The 20,465-nt window shown below is 39.4% G+C and carries 20 protein-coding genes; 14 read left to right on the forward strand and 6 right to left on the reverse strand.

The window, feature by feature from the left end:
* The first annotated feature begins 397 nt into the window (after positions 1-397).
* From F3059_RS07310 to F3059_RS07320, 3 genes are read left to right on the forward strand one after another with little or no spacing between them, the layout of a single operon-like run.
* On the forward strand, positions 398-1,039 hold the full coding sequence (locus F3059_RS07310; RefSeq protein ID WP_151167728.1) for a 30S ribosomal protein S16: 642 nt from the start codon (positions 398-400) through the stop codon (positions 1,037-1,039).
* Between the two features lie 4 nt (positions 1,040-1,043).
* Positions 1,044-1,580 (forward strand): ribosome maturation factor RimM, encoded by a 537-nt coding sequence (rimM, locus tag F3059_RS07315; protein ID WP_151167730.1) that lies wholly within the window; start codon positions 1,044-1,046, stop codon positions 1,578-1,580.
* Positions 1,581-2,270, forward strand: a complete 690-nt coding sequence (locus F3059_RS07320) for a tRNA1(Val) (adenine(37)-N6)-methyltransferase (protein ID WP_151167733.1) — start codon at positions 1,581-1,583, stop codon at positions 2,268-2,270.
* A 38-nt stretch (positions 2,271-2,308) separates the two neighbouring features.
* Here F3059_RS07320 and F3059_RS07325 read toward each other — a convergent pair whose 3' ends face one another.
* Positions 2,309-3,655 (reverse strand): saccharopine dehydrogenase family protein, encoded by a 1,347-nt coding sequence (locus F3059_RS07325; RefSeq protein WP_151167735.1) that lies wholly within the window; start codon positions 3,653-3,655, stop codon positions 2,309-2,311.
* A gap of 116 nt (positions 3,656-3,771) precedes the next feature.
* Between F3059_RS07325 and F3059_RS07330 the strand changes: the two genes are divergently transcribed.
* The 6 genes from F3059_RS07330 to F3059_RS07355 all read left to right on the forward strand — a co-directional run bounded on the left by F3059_RS07330 (position 3,772) and on the right by F3059_RS07355 (position 8,949).
* Entirely contained in the window at positions 3,772-4,431 is a 660-nt protein-coding gene (locus F3059_RS07330) for a DUF4476 domain-containing protein (RefSeq protein WP_170265109.1), read from the forward strand.
* A gap of 114 nt (positions 4,432-4,545) precedes the next feature.
* Positions 4,546-4,953: a DUF423 domain-containing protein gene (locus tag F3059_RS07335; RefSeq protein ID WP_170265110.1), complete on the forward strand. Its 408-nt coding sequence runs from the start codon at positions 4,546-4,548 to the stop codon at positions 4,951-4,953.
* A 78-nt stretch (positions 4,954-5,031) separates the two neighbouring features.
* Positions 5,032-6,645: a phosphoenolpyruvate carboxykinase (ATP) gene (gene pckA, locus F3059_RS07340; RefSeq protein WP_151167741.1), complete on the forward strand. Its 1,614-nt coding sequence runs from the start codon at positions 5,032-5,034 to the stop codon at positions 6,643-6,645.
* Between the two features lie 75 nt (positions 6,646-6,720).
* Positions 6,721-7,422, forward strand: coding sequence for a 16S rRNA (uracil(1498)-N(3))-methyltransferase (locus tag F3059_RS07345; protein ID WP_151167743.1), 702 nt, complete (start codon positions 6,721-6,723; stop codon positions 7,420-7,422).
* A 2-nt stretch (positions 7,423-7,424) separates the two neighbouring features.
* A complete protein-coding gene (locus F3059_RS07350; protein WP_151167745.1) occupies positions 7,425-8,105 on the forward strand; it encodes a DUF4159 domain-containing protein in 681 nt (226 codons plus the stop codon).
* A complete protein-coding gene (locus tag F3059_RS07355; RefSeq protein WP_151167747.1) occupies positions 8,086-8,949 on the forward strand; it encodes an ion transporter in 864 nt (287 codons plus the stop codon). Before F3059_RS07350 ends, F3059_RS07355 begins: the two co-directional genes overlap by 20 nt.
* A gap of 56 nt (positions 8,950-9,005) precedes the next feature.
* On the opposite strand, the gene lpdA is transcribed toward F3059_RS07355, so the two are convergent.
* Positions 9,006-10,394, reverse strand: coding sequence for a dihydrolipoyl dehydrogenase (lpdA, locus tag F3059_RS07360; RefSeq protein WP_151167749.1), 1,389 nt, complete (start codon positions 10,392-10,394; stop codon positions 9,006-9,008).
* A gap of 198 nt (positions 10,395-10,592) precedes the next feature.
* Here lpdA and F3059_RS07365 point away from each other — a divergent pair, with 198 nt between their 5' ends.
* Both F3059_RS07365 and xerD read left to right on the forward strand, forming a co-directional pair.
* A complete protein-coding gene (locus F3059_RS07365; protein WP_151167751.1) occupies positions 10,593-11,177 on the forward strand; it encodes a DUF4389 domain-containing protein in 585 nt (194 codons plus the stop codon).
* 2 nt (positions 11,178-11,179) lie between these two features.
* The gene (gene xerD / locus F3059_RS07370) at positions 11,180-12,082 is read left to right on the forward strand and encodes a site-specific tyrosine recombinase XerD (RefSeq protein WP_151167753.1); all 903 of its coding nucleotides are present in this window, start codon (positions 11,180-11,182) and stop codon (positions 12,080-12,082) included.
* Here xerD and F3059_RS07375 read toward each other — a convergent pair.
* Complete coding sequence (locus F3059_RS07375; RefSeq protein ID WP_151167755.1) at positions 12,079-14,961, reverse strand: PAS domain-containing hybrid sensor histidine kinase/response regulator; 2,883 nt, start codon at positions 14,959-14,961, stop codon at positions 12,079-12,081. The genes xerD and F3059_RS07375 overlap by 4 nt on opposite strands.
* A 53-nt stretch (positions 14,962-15,014) precedes the next feature.
* Entirely contained in the window at positions 15,015-15,914 is a 900-nt protein-coding gene (locus F3059_RS07380; protein WP_151167757.1) for a cache domain-containing protein, read from the reverse strand.
* A 47-nt stretch (positions 15,915-15,961) separates the two neighbouring features.
* Here F3059_RS07380 and F3059_RS07385 point away from each other — a divergent pair, with 47 nt between their 5' ends.
* A complete protein-coding gene (locus tag F3059_RS07385; RefSeq protein WP_151167759.1) occupies positions 15,962-17,113 on the forward strand; it encodes a C1 family peptidase in 1,152 nt (383 codons plus the stop codon).
* Here the strand turns inward: F3059_RS07385 and F3059_RS07390 are convergent.
* On the reverse strand, positions 17,100-17,303 hold the full coding sequence (locus F3059_RS07390; RefSeq protein WP_151167761.1) for an RNA-binding S4 domain-containing protein: 204 nt from the start codon (positions 17,301-17,303) through the stop codon (positions 17,100-17,102). The two genes, F3059_RS07385 and F3059_RS07390, sit on opposite strands and share 14 nt — an antisense overlap.
* Before the next feature lie 19 nt (positions 17,304-17,322).
* On the opposite strand from F3059_RS07390, the gene F3059_RS07395 reads away from it, so the two are divergent.
* A complete protein-coding gene (locus tag F3059_RS07395) occupies positions 17,323-18,120 on the forward strand; it encodes a DUF2797 domain-containing protein (RefSeq protein ID WP_223274566.1) in 798 nt (265 codons plus the stop codon).
* Here the strand turns inward: F3059_RS07395 and F3059_RS07400 are convergent, their stop codons facing one another.
* A complete protein-coding gene (locus F3059_RS07400) occupies positions 18,121-18,402 on the reverse strand; it encodes a DUF493 family protein (RefSeq protein WP_151167763.1) in 282 nt (93 codons plus the stop codon).
* A 111-nt stretch (positions 18,403-18,513) separates the two neighbouring features.
* Between F3059_RS07400 and F3059_RS07405 the strand changes: the two genes are divergently transcribed.
* A complete protein-coding gene (locus F3059_RS07405) occupies positions 18,514-20,400 on the forward strand; it encodes a Na+/H+ antiporter NhaC family protein (RefSeq protein WP_170265112.1) in 1,887 nt (628 codons plus the stop codon).
* Positions 20,401-20,465 lie beyond the last annotated feature (65 nt).

The following is a 20,465-nucleotide window of genomic DNA, read 5'->3' on the forward strand; positions in this document are numbered from 1 at the left end:
CTAAAAATAAAGAAAAGTAAGTTTTGTGATAGCCTTATATTTCAAACTCCACACCCAAAAGCAAATAAAATTTGGTGAATTGGTTTTGTAGTTCCAAAAAACTTTTTACTTTTATCATCACAATAGCCGACCAGTTTCTATGCTGGGAAGCAATGGTTCCAAGTTTTTCGATTAGTAGCGGAAAGGTATGGGGGTACCTTTCCGCTTTTTTAATGTAACTAACCCTAAATCCTAATCAACAATATTCACGCATATTTATCTCATAAGGTTGGGGCCATTTTTATTTTCATCAAAAAAAGTTGTTGTAATCTTCTCAGTTTAAAAGAAAGTCAGATATTTGCACTCCAAATTTTATTATTAACCGGGGTTTCGCACTCCAACCAATAATTTTACAAATATGTCAGTAAGAATTAGACTTCAAAGGTACGGTAGAAAAGCCCGTCCATTTTATCACATCGTAACAGCTGATCAACGCTCTAAAAGAGATGGTCGCCTGATCGAAAGAATCGGATCTTATGATCCAACAAGAAATCCAGCTTTGATCGACCTCGATTTTGACAAAGCACTTAAATGGATTGAAAAAGGTGCACAACCAAGTGATACTTGTCGTGCTATCCTTTCTTACAAAGGAGTCCTTATGAGAGATCACCTCAACCGTGGTGTCAAAAAAGGAGCTCTAACACAAGATCAAGCTGATGCTAAATTCGAGAAATGGCTCGAAGAAAAGCAAGCGAAAATCGCTAAGCAAACTGAAGGAGTTCAGAAAGAAGCTGAAAAACGTAAAGCTGAAGCACTGAAAGCTGAAGCTGAGCGCAACGAAAAACGCAGAGCTGAAATTGAAGCTCGCAACGCTGAAGTTGCTGCTGAAGAGCAGGAAGATGAAGCTGCAACTGAAGAAGCGCCTGCTGAAGAAGGTTCTGAAGAGGCTCCTGCACAGGAAGCTAAAGCAAAAGAAAAACCTGCTGAAGAGGCTAAAACTGAAGAAAAGCCTGAAGCAGAAGCTAAAGAAGAAGAGAAAAAAGACGAAAAATCAGAATAAGTCGATGAATAAGAGTGACTGCTTCCAACTCGGATGGGTTGCTAAAAAGCACGGCTTTGACGGAGCGGTTACACTTCATTTAGACACTGATTTTCCTGATAATTACTCAAAATTGGAATCAGTCTTTGTCGAAATTAACGACAAACTGGTTCCTTTTTTTTTGGAAGAATATCAACTCTCTAATCGCGGAACAGCGAGAGCAAAATTTGAAGGAATCGATAATCAGGATGATGCTGCTAGCCTAGTTGGTTCACTCCTGTTCCTCCCGCTCAAAATCCTTCCTCCTCTATCCGGCAACAAATTCTATTTCCACGAAATAATTGGCTTTTCAGCTGTTGCCTCAACTGATCAAGCAGCCATTGGTACTATTGAAAACATCATTGAAAGTGCCGGCAACGCTGTGTTTGTCATAAAGAATGACAAAAAACAAGAAATCATGATTCCGTGTGTTGATGATTTCATTGAAAATGTGGATCGGGAGCACAAAACAATCACACTAAATCCGCCTGAAGGATTGCTCGATCTCTATTTGAACGACTAGATGTTCCATTTTAAAAAGTTTAGTGTAAAACAAAATCTCAACACATTTAAGATTGGAACAGATTCTGTTTTATTGGGTTCCTGGGCCACTATTGGTCAGAACCGAATTCTTGACATTGGAACCGGCACCGGAATTATTTCGCTCATGCTGGCTCAACGCTTTCCGGATGCTGTAATCAAAGCTTTAGAAATCCATCCCGATTCAGCAGAACTGGCGAATTTCAATTTCGCTAACAGCAAATTCCGTGATCGTTTGTCATGTATTAATGAAGATTTTCTCAAATCACACTTCAGAGATAAAATCGATCACATCATTTCCAATCCTCCCTATTTTTCAAACAGCACGAAAAGTGAAAAGCTATCAAATGCCAGGCACGATGATTTAATGCCGCTTGATGCATTCTTTGAAAAATCGGCTTCGGTTCTGACCGAAAAAGGAGATATTCAAATGATTTTACCCATTCAAAGACTTGATGATGTACTAAAAACCAGTGAAAAATGTGGTTTTTCTCTCGATCGGCTCACGAAAGTAAAAGATCAGGAAAAGAGTAATCCAAAGCGAATATTAGCACGCTTTTCGTTTCAAAAAAAGACAAGTCATCTCGAAGATGAATTGATTTTGAAAAACGAGGATGGGAGTTTTCACGAGCAGTATAAGGATCTGACCAACTCGTTTCACCCATTTTTATAAAAAGGAGAAGGATTGCTCCCTCTCCTATCTCTGTTTGTTTAGCCTTCTTTGTAAGGAACCTCTCTTTCGAGGAATGTGATATCGTATTGTTCCAGCTCTTTTAAAACAGGTGTATAAACCTTTTTGTCAATTGGGAGATGGACACCTTTAAGATCGATTTTGTTGTTGAGAATCAACTTTACTGCTATTCCTACCGGATAGCCAACAGTTTGAGCCATAGCAGTGTAAGTTTGATCAGCACCTATTTTCACCATGCTCGATTCCATCTGCTTGCGTTCACCGTTCTTCATGTAACCAAAGATGTGATGCATAGCGATCATGTCTTTATCCTGTGGTTCAAGTTGCCATTTTGAACCGAGAAGTTTTTGAAGTACCTGAGCAGGAGTGGCATTTTTAATCCCGATTTTTTCATCTTCAAAAATACCCAGCCATTCGAGTTTATGCATGATATCATCATCGTGATCGATACGTAAATAGTGCATCAATTTCAACTCTACTGAATCGTGTGGATTGTAAGCCAGGAATAAGTTGATAAACTCACGGTAAGTCATATCCTCAGAGTCCTCTAGCTGATAACTGTCATCAGTAGCACCCAGCTTCACAAAAACATCCCATGCGCGACAAAAACCGGGTCTTCTGAAAGTTCCTCTAAAAAGTGTTGGGATGTCATCGAGTCCGTAAATTTCACGATATTTCAACGAATCACGATTCGCATATCCTTCAAAATTGCCGTAGTTGGGAACTTCAATAATCTCAGTTCTTCTAAATAATTGATGATAAGGAATGTACTTGTATTTTCCTTCCTGAATAAACTTCACAGCTCCACCTGCACCGGCAAGAACTACATTTCTAGGGTTCCATGTAAATTTATAATTCCATGGATTATTGTCACTTTCAGGAGCTACGAGTCCGCCAGTGAATGATTCAAACTGAACCATTTCACCACCATCTTCTCTGATCTCGTCAATCACTTTCATGGCAGACATGTGATCGATACCGGGATCAACTCCAATTTCATTCATTATTAAAACACCTGCTTTTTCCGCTTCATCGTTCAACTCCCTCATTTCATCAGAGATGTAGCTAGCCGTCACCATATTCTTTTTCAGTGCCACACAGTCCTTGGCAACTTTAGTGTGCATAAATGCCGGTAGCATACTCACGACAATATCAGCTTCACTGATCATGGAAACACGCTGAATATCATTCTCAATATTGAGCTCAGCAGCCTCAGCATTAGGGTGGTTACCCACTTTATCTTTGGCCATGTTGATGTCGATATCGACAAGTTTCACGAACCAATCCTGTTCTTTGGCGTTATCAAGTAAGTACTTAATGAGCGAAGAAGTAGACCTTCCTGCACCTATAACTAAAATATTACGCATATTTATGTTTTGATTTTTACTATTCGTTCATAACAAAGCAAACAACTTAAATATAAATTTTGATGAATCGCCTTCACAAATTATCAACAACGCTAATAATCTTTATTTTTTCGGTAATGGTCGGATCCGCACAACCGACAACTATTACCGTTCAGTCTAACATTGAGCACCCCTTTTACCTTTACCTCAATGGCGAGCAAATCAATAAGATACCCACTTCAAAAGTTGAGGCCCACGACCTGGTTCTGACCGATTACCAAATAAGAATTGAGTTTAGAGACATTACCCAACCAATATTGAAAGAAACTGTCAAGCCTAAATCTGGTAAAAACAGCATTTACAAGGTCAAAATAGATACATTAAAAAAGCAACATCGATTAGAGCTCTATGAAACACTCAAACCATCTGATGTAAGTGAGTTCAGCGAAAGTTATTACCACATGCCTGATTATGAAGGTAAGCTAGGCTGTGCATGGCCTGTTGATGAAAGTGTACACGAAGATTTATTGAACAATCTCAAAGGACAGGAAATTGAAGCTCCCATGCTTTTCAAAATTAGATCTTTTGTTTCATCGCGATGTTTAACAGTTGATCAATTCAAACCAATATTAGCTCTTGTTGAAGAAGAACATGAAAAGGAAGAATTAGCAGAGTTTGCATACAGCTACCTGTATGATCGCGAGAACTTTAGCGAGTTATATTCAGAGTTTCAATATTCACAAACTGTGGCAGATATCAAACGGTATATTCAAAAACATACCGGTAATAGAAGATGAAATTGTTAATAACTGTTGATAAAAGAACCTTGATATAAAGAAGATCTTTTCAAGAATATTTACCTTTGTTTTAACGAAAAAATGGCTGCTAATAGCAGCCTTTTTAATTGGGTTATGCATTCAAAAACGCTCATAATAGCTGCCGGAATCTCTGGAGCTGTTGCCATATCACTTGGCGCAATGGGAGCTCACGCTCTCAGCGAATCACTGACGCCAAAAAATCTAAATAGTTTTACAACCGGTAACGATTATCACATATACCATTCAATTGCTTTTTTAGCTTTGACTGCTCTACGAGGCAAAATGGGAGACGGTGCTGTGAAAACGGTGTTTTGGTTTTGGCTAATAGGTACAATTCTATTCAGTGGTTCTATTTATTTACTTTCAATAAGGAATTTAATCGACACCCCTGAACTAGCTATGCTGGGGCCTATTACTCCAATTGGTGGAGTATCACTGATCATTGGCTGGGCGTATTTAATCATAGCTCCAATGAGAGGAAAAAAGAAATCAAATAATTAATTCGTGTTTACAAACTCAAAAAATACAGTGATTTGTATTGACGAAAATTAAAACAATCGCAATCATCAAATATCAATTATGGCTGAAAAAGGACTGAAAGCAGAAAATGCTACAGTAGAATCACTCGGAATCAAAGGAGCAACTGCTCACTGGAATTTAACTTCTGAGGAACTGGCAAACATTTCCATTGATAAAGAAATGGCTAAAGAAACGAGTACTGGAGCCATTACTGTTGATACAGGAAAGTTCACAGGTCGTTCACCTAAAGATCGTTTTATCGTTAAAGACGACATCACGAAAGACGCTATTTGGTGGGGAGACATCAATATCCCTTTCGAATCTGATAAGTTTGATAAGCTCTACGATAAAGTTGTAGACTACCTGAGTGAGAAAGAAATTTTTGTTCGTGACAGCTATGTATGTGATCACCCTGATTACAGAATGGACTTGAGAGTAGTAACGGAATATCCGTGGTCTAACCTCTTTGCTCACAACATGTTTCTTCGCCCAACTGAAAATGAAATAAAATCATTTGACCCAGAGTGGAATGTAGTTTGTGCTCCTGGGTTTTTGGCCGATCCTGAAGTTGATGGAACACGCCAGGAAAACTTTGCAATCCTCAATTTCAAACGCAAAATCGCGTTGATTGGCGGTACTGGATACACAGGTGAAATCAAAAAAGGAATTTTCAGTGCACTCAACTTTATCCTTCCGCACCAAAAGAACACGCTATCAATGCACTGTTCAGCCAATGTTGGACAACAAGGCGATACAGCTATTTTCTTTGGTCTTTCAGGAACAGGTAAAACAACACTTTCAGCTGATCCTAACCGCCAGCTAATTGGTGATGATGAGCACGGCTGGAGTGAAGACAACACCGTTTTCAATTTCGAAGGCGGATGCTACGCTAAAACTATTGATCTCTCTGCTGAAAATGAACCAGATATTTGGAATGCTATTAAGCCGGGAGCACTTTTAGAGAATGTTCGTTTTAAAGGAGACACTAATGAAGTTGATTTCTCTGATAGTTCAGTTACTGAAAACACACGTGTGTCATACCCTATTTATCATATCAATAATATTCAGCAGCCATCTCGTGGTCAGAACCCAAAGAACATCTTCTTCTTAACATGTGATGCTTTTGGTGTACTCCCTCCAATATCGAAACTTACTCCCGGTCAGGCCGCTTTCCATTTCATTTCTGGTTACACAGCAAAAGTTGCCGGAACTGAAGCAGGTATCACTGAACCTCAAACAACTTTCTCAGCCTGTTTTGGAGCACCATTTATGCCGCTTCATCCAACTGTATACGCTGAAATGCTCAGTAAAAAAATGCAGGAAGCTGGAGTAAATGTTTGGCTCATAAACACCGGCTGGAGCGGTGGCGAATACGGAACCGGTTCAAGAATAAAACTCAAGTACACACGCGGAATGATCACTGCTGCATTAAACGGTGAACTCGAAGATGTCGACTACAAAGAGCATCCAGTTTTTGGATTGAAATATCCTGTTGAATCTCCCGGTGTGCCAACAGAAGTTTTAGACGCTCGCGAAACATGGGAAGACAAAGATGATTACGACAAAAAAGCTAACATTCTGGCTCAAAAGTTCGTGAATAACTTTGAGAAATTCTCTGATTACGCCAATGATGAAATCATGGCTGGAGCTCCTAAAGTGAATCAAAACGCTTAAGGAAATACCGCTTTATACAATGAGGGGCTGCTTATTAGTAGCCCCTTTTTTATTACTTCGTACAAAAACCAGGTAATGCGTTTATTCTTTTCTCAAAATATAACTGACAACCGTGGTTTCCTCTCTCCCGAGGATAGCAGGCATGTAGTGAAATCGCTTAGGATGAAAGCCGGTGATGAAGTCAATATCACTGATGGCAAAGGAATCTGCTACTCTGCCCGGATTGAAGACGCCAACTTTAGGAAATGTACGTTCTCTATATACGGCTCTGACCGAATAGAAAAAAACTGGAATTTTTACCTCCATATCGCAATTGCTCCTACCAAAAACATCGATCGTTTTGAGTGGTTCTTAGAAAAAGCCACCGAATTGGGAATCGATGAAATAACGCCTATCCTTACAGAAAACAGCGAACGAAAACGCATCAAAATGGATCGCTGTGAGAGGATTTTACAATCTGCCATGAAGCAATCTCACAAATTCACGTTACCTAAAATCAATGAACTAATAGCATTTTCAGATTTCATCGAAAACACATCACAGGAAGTAAATAAGTTCATCGCACATTGTTATGATGGGGAAAAAACCGATATTAAAAATATCCAAACTCCTGATCGATTAACAATTGTAATTGGACCTGAGGGAGATTTCACACAGGAGGAAGTCAGTTTGGCTCAAAATGCTAACTTTACGCCTCTCAGTTTGGGGAGATCCCGTTTGCGAACAGAGACAGCAGCCGTTTTTGCCTGCAATGCGGCACACTTAAATGCCAGTTGAGTATGAAAAGATTGTTTTTGGGTTTACTTTTTTTATTAGGAGTTCTTTACGGTCAGAGCCAGTCTTTCCAAATAGCTGTAGCTAAATATCGTGGCGGAGGTGACTGGTATGCAAATCTCAAAACCTCTCTTCCAAACCTCATCGATTTTACGAACAGGGAGCTGGATCTGAACATTGATCCTGAACAGGCTATTGTAGAAGTAGGTAGTCCTAAAATATTTGAATATCCATTCGTTCACATGACCGGGCACGGAAACATCATCCTCAATAGCCAGGAAGCCAACAATCTACGGAGCTACATGCTGGGTGGAGGCTTTTTACACATCGATGATAATTACGGAATGGATCCTTACATAAGAAGAGAAATCAAAAAAGTATTTCCGGAAAAAGAATTTGTTCCGTTACCTGCCTCCCACCCGATTTATCATCAACATTTTGAATTATCTGATGGAGTTCCCAAAGTCCACGAACACGATGGCAAACCGCCACAGGCTTTTGGAATTTTTCATGAAGGCAGGCTTGTTTGCTATTACACATTTGAATCTGACCTCGGTGACGGATGGGAAAACCCAACAGTACACAACGATCCTCCACAGGTTCACAGAGAAGCTCTAAAAATGGGAGCTAATATCTTGCAATTTGCATTCTTAAACATCACAAACGATGAGCAGCAGGAGTACTAGATACAAACCAAAAAGCGGTTGGCGTAGAAAGTGGTTCACTGTTATTTATGAAGCAGACACTCCCGGAGGAAAACTGTTCGATATTATTTTACTGATCCTCATCCTTTTCAGTGTACTTACAGTTATGCTTGAAACGGTTAGTTTCATTAAAATAAAATACGGTTCAACCTTATTGATGATCGAATGGATTCTTACAGGTTTTTTCACAATTGAATACATTCTCAGACTCATCATTACAACCAGGCCCGGCAAATACGCACTTAGTTTCATGGGAGTAATTGATTTGTTGGCTATTATTCCCACATACATTGCATTCTTTTTTGCAGGCTCATCTTATCTACTCACGATCAGAGCCCTTCGACTCATCAGGGTTTTCAGGATATTGAAGCTGACTCGATTCATCGGTGAAGCACAAACGCTCTCTTTAGCCATGAAAAACAGCCGATACAAAATAACTGTTTTCATGGTAAGCGTAACAGCCATTGTAACGATTATCGGGACAGTTTTATATATGGTTGAAGGGCCTGAACACGGTTTTAACAGCATCCCAAAAAGTATCTACTGGGCAATTGTAACCTTAACGACAGTTGGCTATGGTGACATTTCACCTCAAACTGCATTGGGGCAGTTTATTGCATCGATAGTTATGATTCTCGGTTATGCGATAATTGCAGTGCCAACCGGGATTGTTTCTGTTGAAATGAATAAAGCCCAAAAAAAGAATGACTTTAAAACCTGCCCAAAATGTCATAATTCGTACACCCCAATTGATGCTCATTTTTGCCCAGAGTGCGGCACAAACATCGAGGAATACGAAGAGAATAAAGAATCAGAAAAAGCATAAAAAAACCCGATCGAAATCGACCGGGTTCAATGCTATGACTATATAACGATGAAATCTTAGATGTGAATCACCTCATCATAAGCCGCTGCTGCAGCTTCCATGATAGCTTCACTCATTGTTGGGTGTGGGTGAACAGTTTTGATGATCTCATGACCTGTTGTTTCAAGCTTGCGAATTGAAACGAGCTCAGCAACCATTTCAGTTACGTTATAACCAATCATGTGACCTCCTAGAAGTTCACCGTATTTTGCATCAAAGATCAACTTCACAAATCCATCATTATGACCAGCAGCTGATGCTTTACCAGATGCTGAGAATGGGAATTTACCAACTTTAAGATCGTATCCGGCTTCTTTTGCATCTTTTTCAGTCATTCCAACTGATGCTACTTCAGGGAAGCAATAAGTACAACCGGGTACATTTCCATAATCCATCGGCTCTGGATTCATCTCTGCCATTTTTTCTACAGCGATGATTCCTTCGTGTGAAGCAACGTGTGCAAGTGCTGGGCCAGGAGCACAGTCACCGATAGCCCAAACATTTGGAATATTCGTTTGGTAGAAATCATTGACTACAACTTTTCCGTTGTCAGTTGCAACGCCAACATCTTCAAGACCAATGTTTTCAATATTAGCCTGAATACCAACAGCTGAAAGTACTATATCAGCCTCAATAGTTTCTTCGCCTTTCTTAGTTTTAACTTTAACCTTGCAGTTTTTGCCTTTAGTATCAACACTCTCAACTGATGAGTTTGTCATCACTTTCATACCCATTTTCTTGAATGAGCGCTCGAGTTGTTTTGATACTTCTTCATCTTCAACAGGAACAATGCGTGGCATGTATTCAACAAGCGTTACTTCAGTTCCCATAGACTGGTAGAAATAAGAAAACTCAGATCCGATTGCACCTGATCCTACAACAACCATTTTCTTAGGCTGCTTTTCGAGAGACATCGCCTTGCGGTACTCGATGATTTTTTTACCATCGATAGGAAGGTTTGGTAGCTCACGAGCTCTAGCACCTGTAGCGATAATAATGTTTTTACCTTCTACAGTTTCCTTTTTACCGTCTTCCTTCTCTACTTCTATTTTATTTTTTCCCTTGAGTTTTCCATAGCCCATGATAACGTCAATCTTGTTCTTCTTCATCAAGAACTGAACACCGTTACTCATCTTATCTGCTACGCCACGACTGCGGGAAATTACTTTGCTAAAATCTTTATCAAATTCTTTTCCTGACAATCCGTACTCATCAGCATGCTTCATGTATTCGTAAACATTTGCTGTTTTGAGTAAAGATTTCGTTGGAATACAGCCCCAGTTAAGGCAAATTCCACCGAGCGATTCTTTTTCAACAACCGCCACTTTCATTCCTAACTGAGAGCCGCGAATGGCAGCTACATAACCGCCAGGACCACTTCCTAAAACTACTAAATCGTAAGCCATTATTTCTTGAGTTTAATTGAATTTATGTCGAGAAATTCTGATGCGAATTTAAAGGAAATGCACTGAATTAGGAAAGTTTTGGAAAACAATGAACAGCCAACATTTTCACAATATAAAGTAAACAACTTATTTTACTATCGCGTTAAGCCTGTCAATACCCTGATGATATTTGTGTAAAATAAAGAAAGAGCGTATCCTATGCGACTTGAAGTCAAACATCAACAACGTTACAGCAGATTAGAATTACTGGCAAGATCAATTCTTGGTCCTCTCTACATTGCAGTACCACATGTCATTGTTCTCGCTTTTGTTTCTGTAGCTGCGTTTTTTCACTATCTCAAAGCGACCTTTACTATTTTGCGATCTGGTGAATATCCTCAAGATTCTCATTCATTTTTGACTTCTTACCTCCATTGGGCTGCCAGGCTCCACCTGAGGGTTTTCAACATGAATGATGGTTATCCAAATTTCGGTATTAAACAAAATGATCCCTATTTAACTTTAGACTTTGATAAATACGATCCAGACAGAAAGAAAACACTTTTAAGAACGATTTTCGGGTTGTTCTACATCTTTATTCCACATATTATCGTGTGGTTCCTGGGTTACATTCTTTCATTAATTGGTGTTTTGATCGCTTTCTTTATCGTTTTATTCACCGGTAAATATCCTGCGGGGCTACACCGTTTTCAAGTAGGTACGCTCAGATGGATGGTTCGGGTACTTGGCTCTTTATTCCATCTCGAGGATTCGTATCCGGCTTTTAGTGGATCTGACCGATAAAAATGAGTAATTGGAAACCGTACATACAGGATTTCAAGTCGTATTTACAGCTAGAACGTTCGATGGCTGAAAACACAGTGCTCAATTATTTGCGCGATATTGATAAGCTGGAATTGTTCAATGAAAGTGAAAATCAATCGAAAAAGCTGGAGAATTATACTGAGGATGATCTATCGAATTTCCTGCAGTGGATTGGCGAAATTGGTTTGAGCGCTAACAGTCAGAACCGAATTCTATCGGGCATTAAGGCGTTTTTCAAGTTTTTGGTGCTGGAAAACTACATGGATCACAATCCGGCTGAGTTGATAGAATCAGCAAAAGTTGGCAGGAAATTTCCAGATACTCTTGCCGATTATGAAGTTGAAAAGATGATCAACGCTGTTGACCGCAGCTCTCCTGAGGGAGAACGAAACCGCGCGATAATTGAGGTTTTGTACGGATGTGGTTTACGCGTATCAGAACTTATTTCACTGAGACTGAGCGACTGTGCATTTGATGATGGTTTTTTGAGAATTGTGGGAAAGGGAAATAAACAACGACTTGTTCCTGTAGGTAAACATGCAACAAAACAGATCAAACTCTACATTAATGAAGTTCGTGTTCACCAGGATATAAAGCCCGGCCACGAAGATATTTTGTTTTTAAACAGACGCGGAAAAGGACTTACGCGAATGATGATTTTCTACATCGTTCGTGATTTAGCCAAAGCAGCCGGAATTAAAAAGAAGATTAGTCCGCACACTTTGCGTCACAGCTTTGCTACAGAATTAGTACAACGTGGTGCAGATTTGAGAGCTGTGCAGGAAATGCTGGGGCACGAATCCATTACGACAACCGAAATCTACACCCACCTCGACCAAAGCGACTTACAAGATGCCATTTTCAATTTTCACCCTAGAGCCTAAGTTTTGGCTTCCTCTTTAAGATAGCGTGTCATTACTTTGAGGAATTCTTCAGGGTTGATTGGTTTAGTTACGTAGTCATTCATCCCAACCTCCAGTACATTATCTCTCACTTCATTGAATGCATCAGCTGTTAAGGCTACAACAGGAATGTTTTTGAAATATTCTTCATCAATTGACCTTATCGCTTTAGTAGCTTCATAGCCATCCATCTCAGGCATTTGCAAATCCATTAGGATAAGATCAAAGTCTTTGGAGGTTATTACATCAAGCGCATCTTTTCCGTTTTCGCTAACTGTAACTTTTGCTCCCCATTTGTTTAAGAACTGAGCTGCAATTTTTTGATTTATTGGATTATCTTCAACTAAAAGAATGTGATATCCTTTGAGATCATCTTTTCCTGATTGATTCTTTCTCCCTTCATGTTGCTGTCCTGTGGAATCGTCTTCAATTTTTTCAGTCTCTAAACATTTTTCAAAACTCAGGATAACAGTAAACTCTGATCCTTTGCCTTGCTCACTTTCAGCTTTGATGCTCCCTCCCTGCATTTCTACAAGGTTTTTGGTTATCGACAGTCCTAAACCAGTTCCACCATAGGTATTTAGAATACTAGAATCAGCCTGTTCAAAAGCATTAAAAATTGCTTCTTTTTTATCTTCCGGTATTCCAATACCCGTATCGGTTATTTTAAACTCAATTTCATGATGATCACGTGTTTCACTAATTTGAGACACCCTCATTTCAACTTTTCCTTCATCAGTGAATTTTACGGCATTCCCCACAATGTTGATGAGTATTTGATTGAGTCGGTTTTCATCTCCCAGCACCTTTACCGGCACTCTTGAATCAATTTCGATCGCCAGTTCAACACCTTTTTCATCAGTTTTTTCACGCATCATTTCACCAACCTGACTCACAATATCTTTAAGTTGCAGGGGCTCATTGGAGAATGAAATCTTTCCTGATTCAATTTTACTGTGATCGAGGATATCATTAACCAATGCAAGCAAGTTATCTGCACTGAACTTGAGAGATTTTAACTTATCTATTTGATCGTCTTTTGGGTCTTCTTCAAGTAGGAAACTTGTGTAGCCAATCACTGCATTGAGAGGAGTACGAATTTCGTGACTCATACTGGATAGGAACTGTTGTTTTGATCTTGCGAGTTCCTCAGCTCTTTGTTTTGCATCGATCAGAGCCTGTTCTACTCGTTTTCGCTCAGTTAGATCGTGCCACACCGCCAAAATGACCTGTTCATTATTAAGGGTTACAGCTGTGTAGGTAACTTCAGTTGGCACTTCCTGCCCACTGGTTTTCCTGTAAGTCCAATCGAAAGTGTGTTTTCCTTTTTCAAGAGCGGCATTGAGCATCTCATCAGCCTTGTATTCAGATCGTCTTCCATCAGGTTGGCGATCCTTGGAAAACTCCCACGGTAGTTTCCCTATGAAGTCGTCTTTTCTACTGATATTGAGCATCTGTAAGGCTGCTTCATTACAATCTAATATTCCATCACTGTTGAAAATGAGGTGTGGATCTGAAGAGTATTCAAACAGGATGCGGAACTTTTGTTCACTCATGAACTTATCCGTCACATCTTTAGCTATTCCTATAACCCCAACAACATTACCCTCGTCATCTTTATAAGGTTTTTCTTTAACCTCAAGCGTAATGGGGTTTCCGTTTTTATCGCGAACCTCAGCATAAAAAAGATTGCCATCGTCTACACCCTGAAGAACTTTTGATGTTGTTTCGTGTGCAGTTCGATTCAATGGATTTTGCGTGAATAGTCGGTATTCAGATTTCTCAAACTCTTCAGGTGTGTAACCGAGCACTTTTTGAACATTTTCACTTACGTAATCATACTCGTAATCGGCATTATGACGATATGTGAAATCTCTTGAATATTCAAAAAGAAGCTTTTGTTGATCGATTAGTTTTTCGAGGTTTTGTCTATTCTCTCTCAGTTCCTGAGCAGATTTCCTCAATTGCTGAATACTTCTACTAAAAACAAATACTACTAGTACAATTACTAATAGGTTTACAGCTATCACAAAGAATAGATTTTGCCTGATAGAATCTACCACTACACTTTTAGGCATGGCAAATACAAGGCCTATTGACTCACCATAAATATTTACGGGATAAAAAGCTGTTACAAAAGATTCTTGTTCACCATTTTCGTTGATTTTTAAATCAACTTCTAACGAAGTAGCAACCTCTGCTTCAAAGGCTTCTTTTAATGGAGTTTCAAGTATATTGTTAGTTGTAAAAAGCCTGTTTCCTCCGGGATTATCTGACGCGATGACACCACTAGCATCGAGTAATGATTTATAGGAGTCTAAAGAGCTGAAGTATCTTCTAAATTGATCGTTGACGAATTCGTTGGTTTTCAACTCGAAGATAACAGCACCATTTTCAGTAGTTAGGAACGCATTATTGTAGCCGTTGATAAACTTGAGCTGATTAGCAGAATCTTCAAATTGTAAAGTCGTATCAATTTGCTGTACTTCAAATGTTCCTTTCCCATACCACTTTACTCGCCTACTGCCACCTTCACTACTGATTGTCATTGACTTGATAAGATCACGGTGCTCAACCATCAATGATTTTATATCCGCGAGCTCTGAGGTTGACAATTGGCTCTGACCGAAAAAATTATTTTCAGAATTAGAGAAAAGAAACTCAACATCGTACCGAAACTGGTTGAAGGAACGCTCAATTTGCTCAGCACATATTTGTGACTCTCTTGACAAATAATTTTGCTCATTCTCAACCCTGTCTTTCAACAACAAATTGAATATAAACAACGAACCTCCCACCATTGCTATTAACAGCAAAACGATGGTAAGGATAACTCCAATATCTTTTTTGGTTAAGTTCATGTGTCAATTTAAGAGTTAGTGAAAATACATCAATTTCATTTTAAAGTTAACGATCAAAGCTTAATGACCTGCACAAGCTGCCATTTTAATTCTGATATTTCAGCGTTGAGCAGCATATAGTCAGATCCATTCCAATTAAAACGTACCTTTTTTTCTCCATCTGTCAGTATTTTCCTGCAAGCTTCTTTAAAGCCCTGGTTTTTACTTCTGTAAATATTTCGAGATTCAGGAAACTCGAATGAATTTTTAATCATTTTTTGAGTCTCAGTATCAACTGCAATTATTGTCTCAGTATTCTCTCTTAACGAAATTAACCTGCCTTCAGAGTCCATGATAAAATAATACCCTGATTGTTTATCAAGATACTTTTCCTTTATAGTTTGAACAGGTATATTCAATTGAAGATACATGTCATTTGAAGGCACAATGCATGACATCAACCAGCCTGATTCAACAGGTGACCAATACGGAGTTGTGACCCAATTACCAGAGGGTGTTTCCTTGCTATTATTGGCTTCATTCAATATATGAGCAATACATCCCTTTTCTATTTTTTGGAAAACCCTATTCAATTTGGGATAAATTAGCACCCCTTTTTGTGGAGAAACAACCATCAAGCTCGAAGTTAGTTTTGACTTTTCATAAGTGTTTCTCAAGTTTTCTCTACCCAATTTTTGCGGTACTGCATCCCAATTTGATGGATAATTCAAATCTCCGTTTATATTAAAATAAGAGAATAACTCATTGACAGAATAATCCTCTCCTTTATCATTCACACCTTCATCTACAAGGCTTTTTAGGCGCTTTGACTCCTGAACAAGCTGGTAATTAATTTCGTAAGCTAATTGCTTTATAGCTGAAGTCTCACTCTCTAATGTGTTTTTGTTTTCAACACATCCTGAAAGTAATAGCAAGACAATTGCTGAAAGTGTCAATTTTATTCTCAAAAACATTTTGCTGTTGTAGATTTGAAAATCATTTGAACCAAATTACAATAATCATGCGCACATATTTAATAGTTAGCATTTCTGCCTTTTTATTTCTTTCAACTGTTCAGGCACAGGAGAAAAAACCAGATGAAGGATACCTTTTTAACGATGACATTAAAATTGAATCTACTGAAGTCATCAGCCAGGATATAACCGGAACTTGCTGGAGTTATTCCACGACTTCCTTCCTTGAATCTGAAGTTGAACGAATCAATGGAAAACCAGTTGACTTGAGCGAAATGTACCAGGTGCGCAATATTTATATTGAAAAAGCTAAGAACTATGTATTGAGACAGGGTAAAACTCAGTTCAGTCAGGGTAGCCTGAGTCATGATGTAATGAAATCTGTAGAGCAGTACGGTGTTGTACCGCAAAGTGCTTATGACGGATTGAATTACGGCACCGAGACTCACAATCACAGTGAAATGGAAAAAGTTTTGAGTAATATTTTAGATGCTATCGTTCAGAATCCAAATGGCGAACTCACTCCTGTTTGGCTGGATGCATACACAGCTTCGTTGGATACATATTTAGGCTCGGCTCCGACCGAAATAGATTACAACGGTAATTCTTACTCACCAAAAGAACTCGCTGATGAGTTAAAAATCAACACTGAGGATTATGTGACTTTCACTTCATTTAACCATCACCCATTTTATGAGCAATTCATTCTTGAAGTTCCCGATAACTGGTCAAATGGAAGTTATTACAACGTCAAGTTAGACGAGTTCATTCAGCTGATCGATCACGCCCTTGAAAATGGTTATTCACTGGCATGGGATGCTGATGTGAGCGAAAAAACGTGGTCGACAAAAGAAGGCGTGGCAATTATCCCGGAAACAGATTACAGCTCACTATCGAGATCTGACAGAGATGTATTTTTTGACAGTGTGCAGGAAGAAAAAGAAATTACTCAGGAATACCGTCAGCAAGAATTTGAAAACTACAATACTACTGATGATCACCTCATGCATATCGTAGGCCGCAGCCACAATCAAAATGGAGATATCTTTTACCTCGTGAAAAACAGTTGGGGAACTGATGCTGGTGTTGATGGATACCAGTACATTTCGATTCCTTACATGAAGCTGAAATCAATTGCTGTAATGGTTCACAAAGATGCTGTTCCAAAAGCGATAAGTAAGAAATTTAAACAATGGTAACTTCCTCGCCCTCGAAGTTGATTACGTCACCCTTGCGTAATTTCCTTCTTTTGCGAAGTTCAACTTCACCGTTAACAGTTACCAGTCCGTCAGCTACAACAAGCTTTGCTTCACCGCCTGATGCGACTAAATTGACAATTTTTAAAACTTTTATCAACTCGATATAATCGTCTTGTAGTGTAAACTCCATGACGCAAAACTAAGCACAAATGGAATTGAGCGGAAATCTTCACAAAATGCCTGTCAAACTTCTCGATGGAAAGGCGCATTACACTCTTGAACTAAATGATGAAAAAGGAGACCTCAACGGGGCTCTTGGCGAAAAAATCAACCTGCATTTCACCGGACAAATCAACTGTGTCAATTGTGGGAGGAAAATCAAGAAAACATTTGGACAGGGCTTTTGTTTCCCTTGTTTTAGGGATGCTCCACAGGCATCAGAATGCATCATTCATCCTGAACGCTGCCGGGGACATTTGGGTGAAGGCCGCGATCCCGAGTGGGAACAAAAACATCACGTACAGCCTCACTTCGTTTACCTCGCGGTATCGAGCGGATTAAAAGTTGGTATAACACGAGAAACTCAGATCCCAACCAGATGGATCGATCAGGGTGCCAGAGCCGGAATCATATTAGCCAAAACGACAAACCGCTACGAAGCCGGAGTTATTGAAGTGGCTCTAAAAGAACACTTTGCCGATAAAACATCCTGGCAAAGGATGCTAAAAGGTGATATCAAAGACGTTGATCTGCTCGAAGAAAAAGAAAAAGCAAGGAAGTTCATCCCTGATGAAATGTCTGATTTTTTCTACGATGAAAATGATATTATCTCGATAGAATATCCATTGCTCGAATCACCTGATAAAGTAAAAAGCGTGAAATTCGATAAAGAGCCAACAATCAGCGGAACGCTTACCGGAATTAAAGGTCAGTATTTAATTTTGGACAATAAGTTCGTTACCAATATCCGTAACCAAAGCGGTTATTTTGTTGAAGTTGAAGTGTAATTAAAGTGAAATAATCCCTTCGATAGACTCAGCTTCGCGGTAACGCTCTATAACTTTGTCAGCACTCAGCATCATTTCTTTTGCTGTAACACTCACAAAATTGCCATTTCTACTTTCTCGTATAGCTATTTGAGCCTCAGATCCAAAAAGCGCTTCAACCTGAGCGTGAAGCTTATTATCGTTAGGAACGATAAACTTGAACATATAAACTGAAGGAAACTTGTGTTGCTTCTTGAGCTTCTTTTTCAAATCCTTGTAAAACGCCTCTTTATCTTTTTGCATACGTTTTATTACGAATGGTTTTAAAATTGGTTTGGCTGTGCAAGAATAATGAATCTGCTCAAAACGCTGTGTTTAATACCACAATTTCCAAAAGTTCTTACTTTTATCGCCATGCGAAAAATTTTGAATGTCCTCATTCTTCTTTTTATTACGGTCAGAGCCTTTAGCCAGCCAGATTTCTCCGTAGAAAAACCGGAGGTGATTATTGAAGGTGTTCCTACTGAAATCAGTCTGCATTTTGATGACTTACCCACTTCAAATACGGTTCTGATCAACGGATCTAAATACACTATCAATTCAAATGAAAAAACCGCTGTTGTAGAACACAAGTTCTCCTCTGATGACGAACAATTATCAGTTCAGGCAGGCACTACAACTAAAACATCCCCTATCAACCCTATTTCGCTTTGGCTGAGTATTGTTCCTCCTCTACTCGCTATTCTAATGGCACTGATTTTTCGCGAAGTACTCACCTCGCTTTTCCTGGGGATTTTTACCGGTACAGCTATCATCGGTTACCACAATGACGGTTTGGCCGGAATTGGATCAGGGTTTCTCTCCATTTTTGATGAATATGTTATTGGCGCTCTAAACTCATGGGATCACTTAGCGGTGATTTTGTTTTCCATGACAATTGGAGCTGTTGTAACTGTCATTTCTAAAAATGGCGGAATGCAGGGAGTTGTGAACAGGATCTCAAAAAAAGCCAAAACAGCAAAAGGCGGACAACTAGCAACATATATCCTGGGAATTTCAATATTCTTTGATGACTATGCCAATACATTGGTTGTGGGAAATACGATGCGAGCCGTGACCGACAAGCTAAAAGTGAGTCGCGAAAAGCTGGCATATCTCGTAGATTCAACAGCAGCACCAATTGCGGCAGTAGCTTTTGTCACAACATGGATTGGAGCTGAGCTGGGATATATTCAGGATGGTGTGAATACAATTCCGCAACTGAGCGAAGGAGCTTACAGTATATTTCTCAATTCGTTGAGCTATTCCTTTTACCCGATTTTCACTCTCGTATTTGTGTTGATGCTCATCTTGTTCCAGCGTGATTTTGGTCCCATGCTCAAAGCCGAAAACAAAGCACGCAAGACAGGTGAGGTATTAAGCGAAAGCTCCAATATGGCGAACTCTGAACTCGAGGAGTTTGAACGAAAAGAAGGAATCCCGATGCGACCCATAAATGCGATAATTCCGGTTCTGATTATTGTGTTGGGAACCATCATCGGGTTGTTTTACACAGGGTGGGATTCTCAAATTTGGCAAGATGAAAGTTTGGGGTTAACTAGAAAGTTGTCATACATAATTGGGCAAAGTGACAGTTACACTTCATTGCTTTGGTCCTCACTAACCGGGCTTGTTGTATCGATTCTCATGACTATAGGACAGCGCCTTTTATCCTTACAGGAAGTTATGGACTCTGTTGTGGGAGGTTACAAAAGCATGATCACAGCGATGATGATTTTGACGCTGGCGTGGAGTTTAGCCCAAATCACTCAGGACATGCATACAGCAGCCTTTTTAAAGCAATTGTGGTCACCAGAATTATCACCGGTTTTTATTCCGTCTATTACGTTTTTGTTAGCTGCTCTTGTGGCTTTTTCAACCGGCTCTTCCTGGGGAACAATGGCTATTTTGTATCCGCTCCTTTTACCGGCAACTTACCAAATTGCTGCCAGTGCAGGATTTGAGCATGGAGAAATAATGCCTCTTTTCTATAATGTTGTTTCGTGTATTTTAGCTGGATCAGTATTGGGCGATCATTGTTCACCGATATCAGATACAACCATTTTGAGTTCACTCTCTGCTGATTGTCATCATATTGATCACGTTAGGACTCAGCTTCCATATGCATTGAGTGTTGGTGGTGTGGCAATATTTTTTGGAACGCTCCCCGCAGCATTCGGAATACCATCATGGATTTTGTTCCCTGTGGGCATCGGAATGTTGGTTCTGATCGTGAGATACCTTGGTAAAAGCTCAGTATAAAAAAAGCCTCGCCATTTTTGACGAGGCCTCACTAAACCTAACCCTAAATCAACTGAACTATGAAA

Origin of the sequence: Salibacter halophilus (genome assembly GCF_008806325.1) — a bacterium.
Classification (GTDB): Bacteria; Bacteroidota; Bacteroidia; order Flavobacteriales_G; family Salibacteraceae; genus Salibacter; species Salibacter halophilus.

Excerpts from the sequence above, each read along its gene's own strand:
- F3059_RS07380 (WP_151167757.1), bottom strand. The coding sequence starts at position 15,914 with ATGTTTTTGAGAATAAAATTGACACTTTCAGCAATTGTCTTGCTATTA.
- F3059_RS07355 (WP_151167747.1), top strand. The coding sequence starts at position 8,086 with ATGAGCAGCAGGAGTACTAGATACAAACCAAAAAGCGGTTGGCGTAGA.
- lpdA (WP_151167749.1), bottom strand. The coding sequence starts at position 10,394 with ATGGCTTACGATTTAGTAGTTTTAGGAAGTGGTCCTGGCGGTTATGTA.
- F3059_RS07330 (WP_170265109.1), top strand. The coding sequence starts at position 3,772 with ATGGTCGGATCCGCACAACCGACAACTATTACCGTTCAGTCTAACATT.
- F3059_RS07400 (WP_151167763.1), bottom strand. The coding sequence starts at position 18,402 with ATGCAAAAAGATAAAGAGGCGTTTTACAAGGATTTGAAAAAGAAGCTC.
- F3059_RS07350 (WP_151167745.1), top strand. The coding sequence starts at position 7,425 with ATGAAAAGATTGTTTTTGGGTTTACTTTTTTTATTAGGAGTTCTTTAC.
- F3059_RS07325 (WP_151167735.1), bottom strand. The coding sequence starts at position 3,655 with ATGCGTAATATTTTAGTTATAGGTGCAGGAAGGTCTACTTCTTCGCTC.
- pckA (WP_151167741.1), top strand. The coding sequence starts at position 5,032 with ATGGCTGAAAAAGGACTGAAAGCAGAAAATGCTACAGTAGAATCACTC.
- F3059_RS07395 (WP_223274566.1), top strand. The coding sequence starts at position 17,323 with ATGGAATTGAGCGGAAATCTTCACAAAATGCCTGTCAAACTTCTCGAT.
- F3059_RS07320 (WP_151167733.1), top strand. The coding sequence starts at position 1,581 with ATGTTCCATTTTAAAAAGTTTAGTGTAAAACAAAATCTCAACACATTT.
- F3059_RS07375 (WP_151167755.1), bottom strand. The coding sequence starts at position 14,961 with ATGAACTTAACCAAAAAAGATATTGGAGTTATCCTTACCATCGTTTTG.
- F3059_RS07365 (WP_151167751.1), top strand. The coding sequence starts at position 10,593 with ATGCGACTTGAAGTCAAACATCAACAACGTTACAGCAGATTAGAATTA.
- F3059_RS07390 (WP_151167761.1), bottom strand. The coding sequence starts at position 17,303 with ATGGAGTTTACACTACAAGACGATTATATCGAGTTGATAAAAGTTTTA.
- F3059_RS07310 (WP_151167728.1), top strand. The coding sequence starts at position 398 with ATGTCAGTAAGAATTAGACTTCAAAGGTACGGTAGAAAAGCCCGTCCA.
- F3059_RS07385 (WP_151167759.1), top strand. The coding sequence starts at position 15,962 with ATGCGCACATATTTAATAGTTAGCATTTCTGCCTTTTTATTTCTTTCA.
- xerD (WP_151167753.1), top strand. The coding sequence starts at position 11,180 with ATGAGTAATTGGAAACCGTACATACAGGATTTCAAGTCGTATTTACAG.
- F3059_RS07335 (WP_170265110.1), top strand. The coding sequence starts at position 4,546 with ATGCATTCAAAAACGCTCATAATAGCTGCCGGAATCTCTGGAGCTGTT.
- F3059_RS07345 (WP_151167743.1), top strand. The coding sequence starts at position 6,721 with ATGCGTTTATTCTTTTCTCAAAATATAACTGACAACCGTGGTTTCCTC.
- rimM (WP_151167730.1), top strand. The coding sequence starts at position 1,044 with ATGAATAAGAGTGACTGCTTCCAACTCGGATGGGTTGCTAAAAAGCAC.
- F3059_RS07405 (WP_170265112.1), top strand. The coding sequence starts at position 18,514 with ATGCGAAAAATTTTGAATGTCCTCATTCTTCTTTTTATTACGGTCAGA.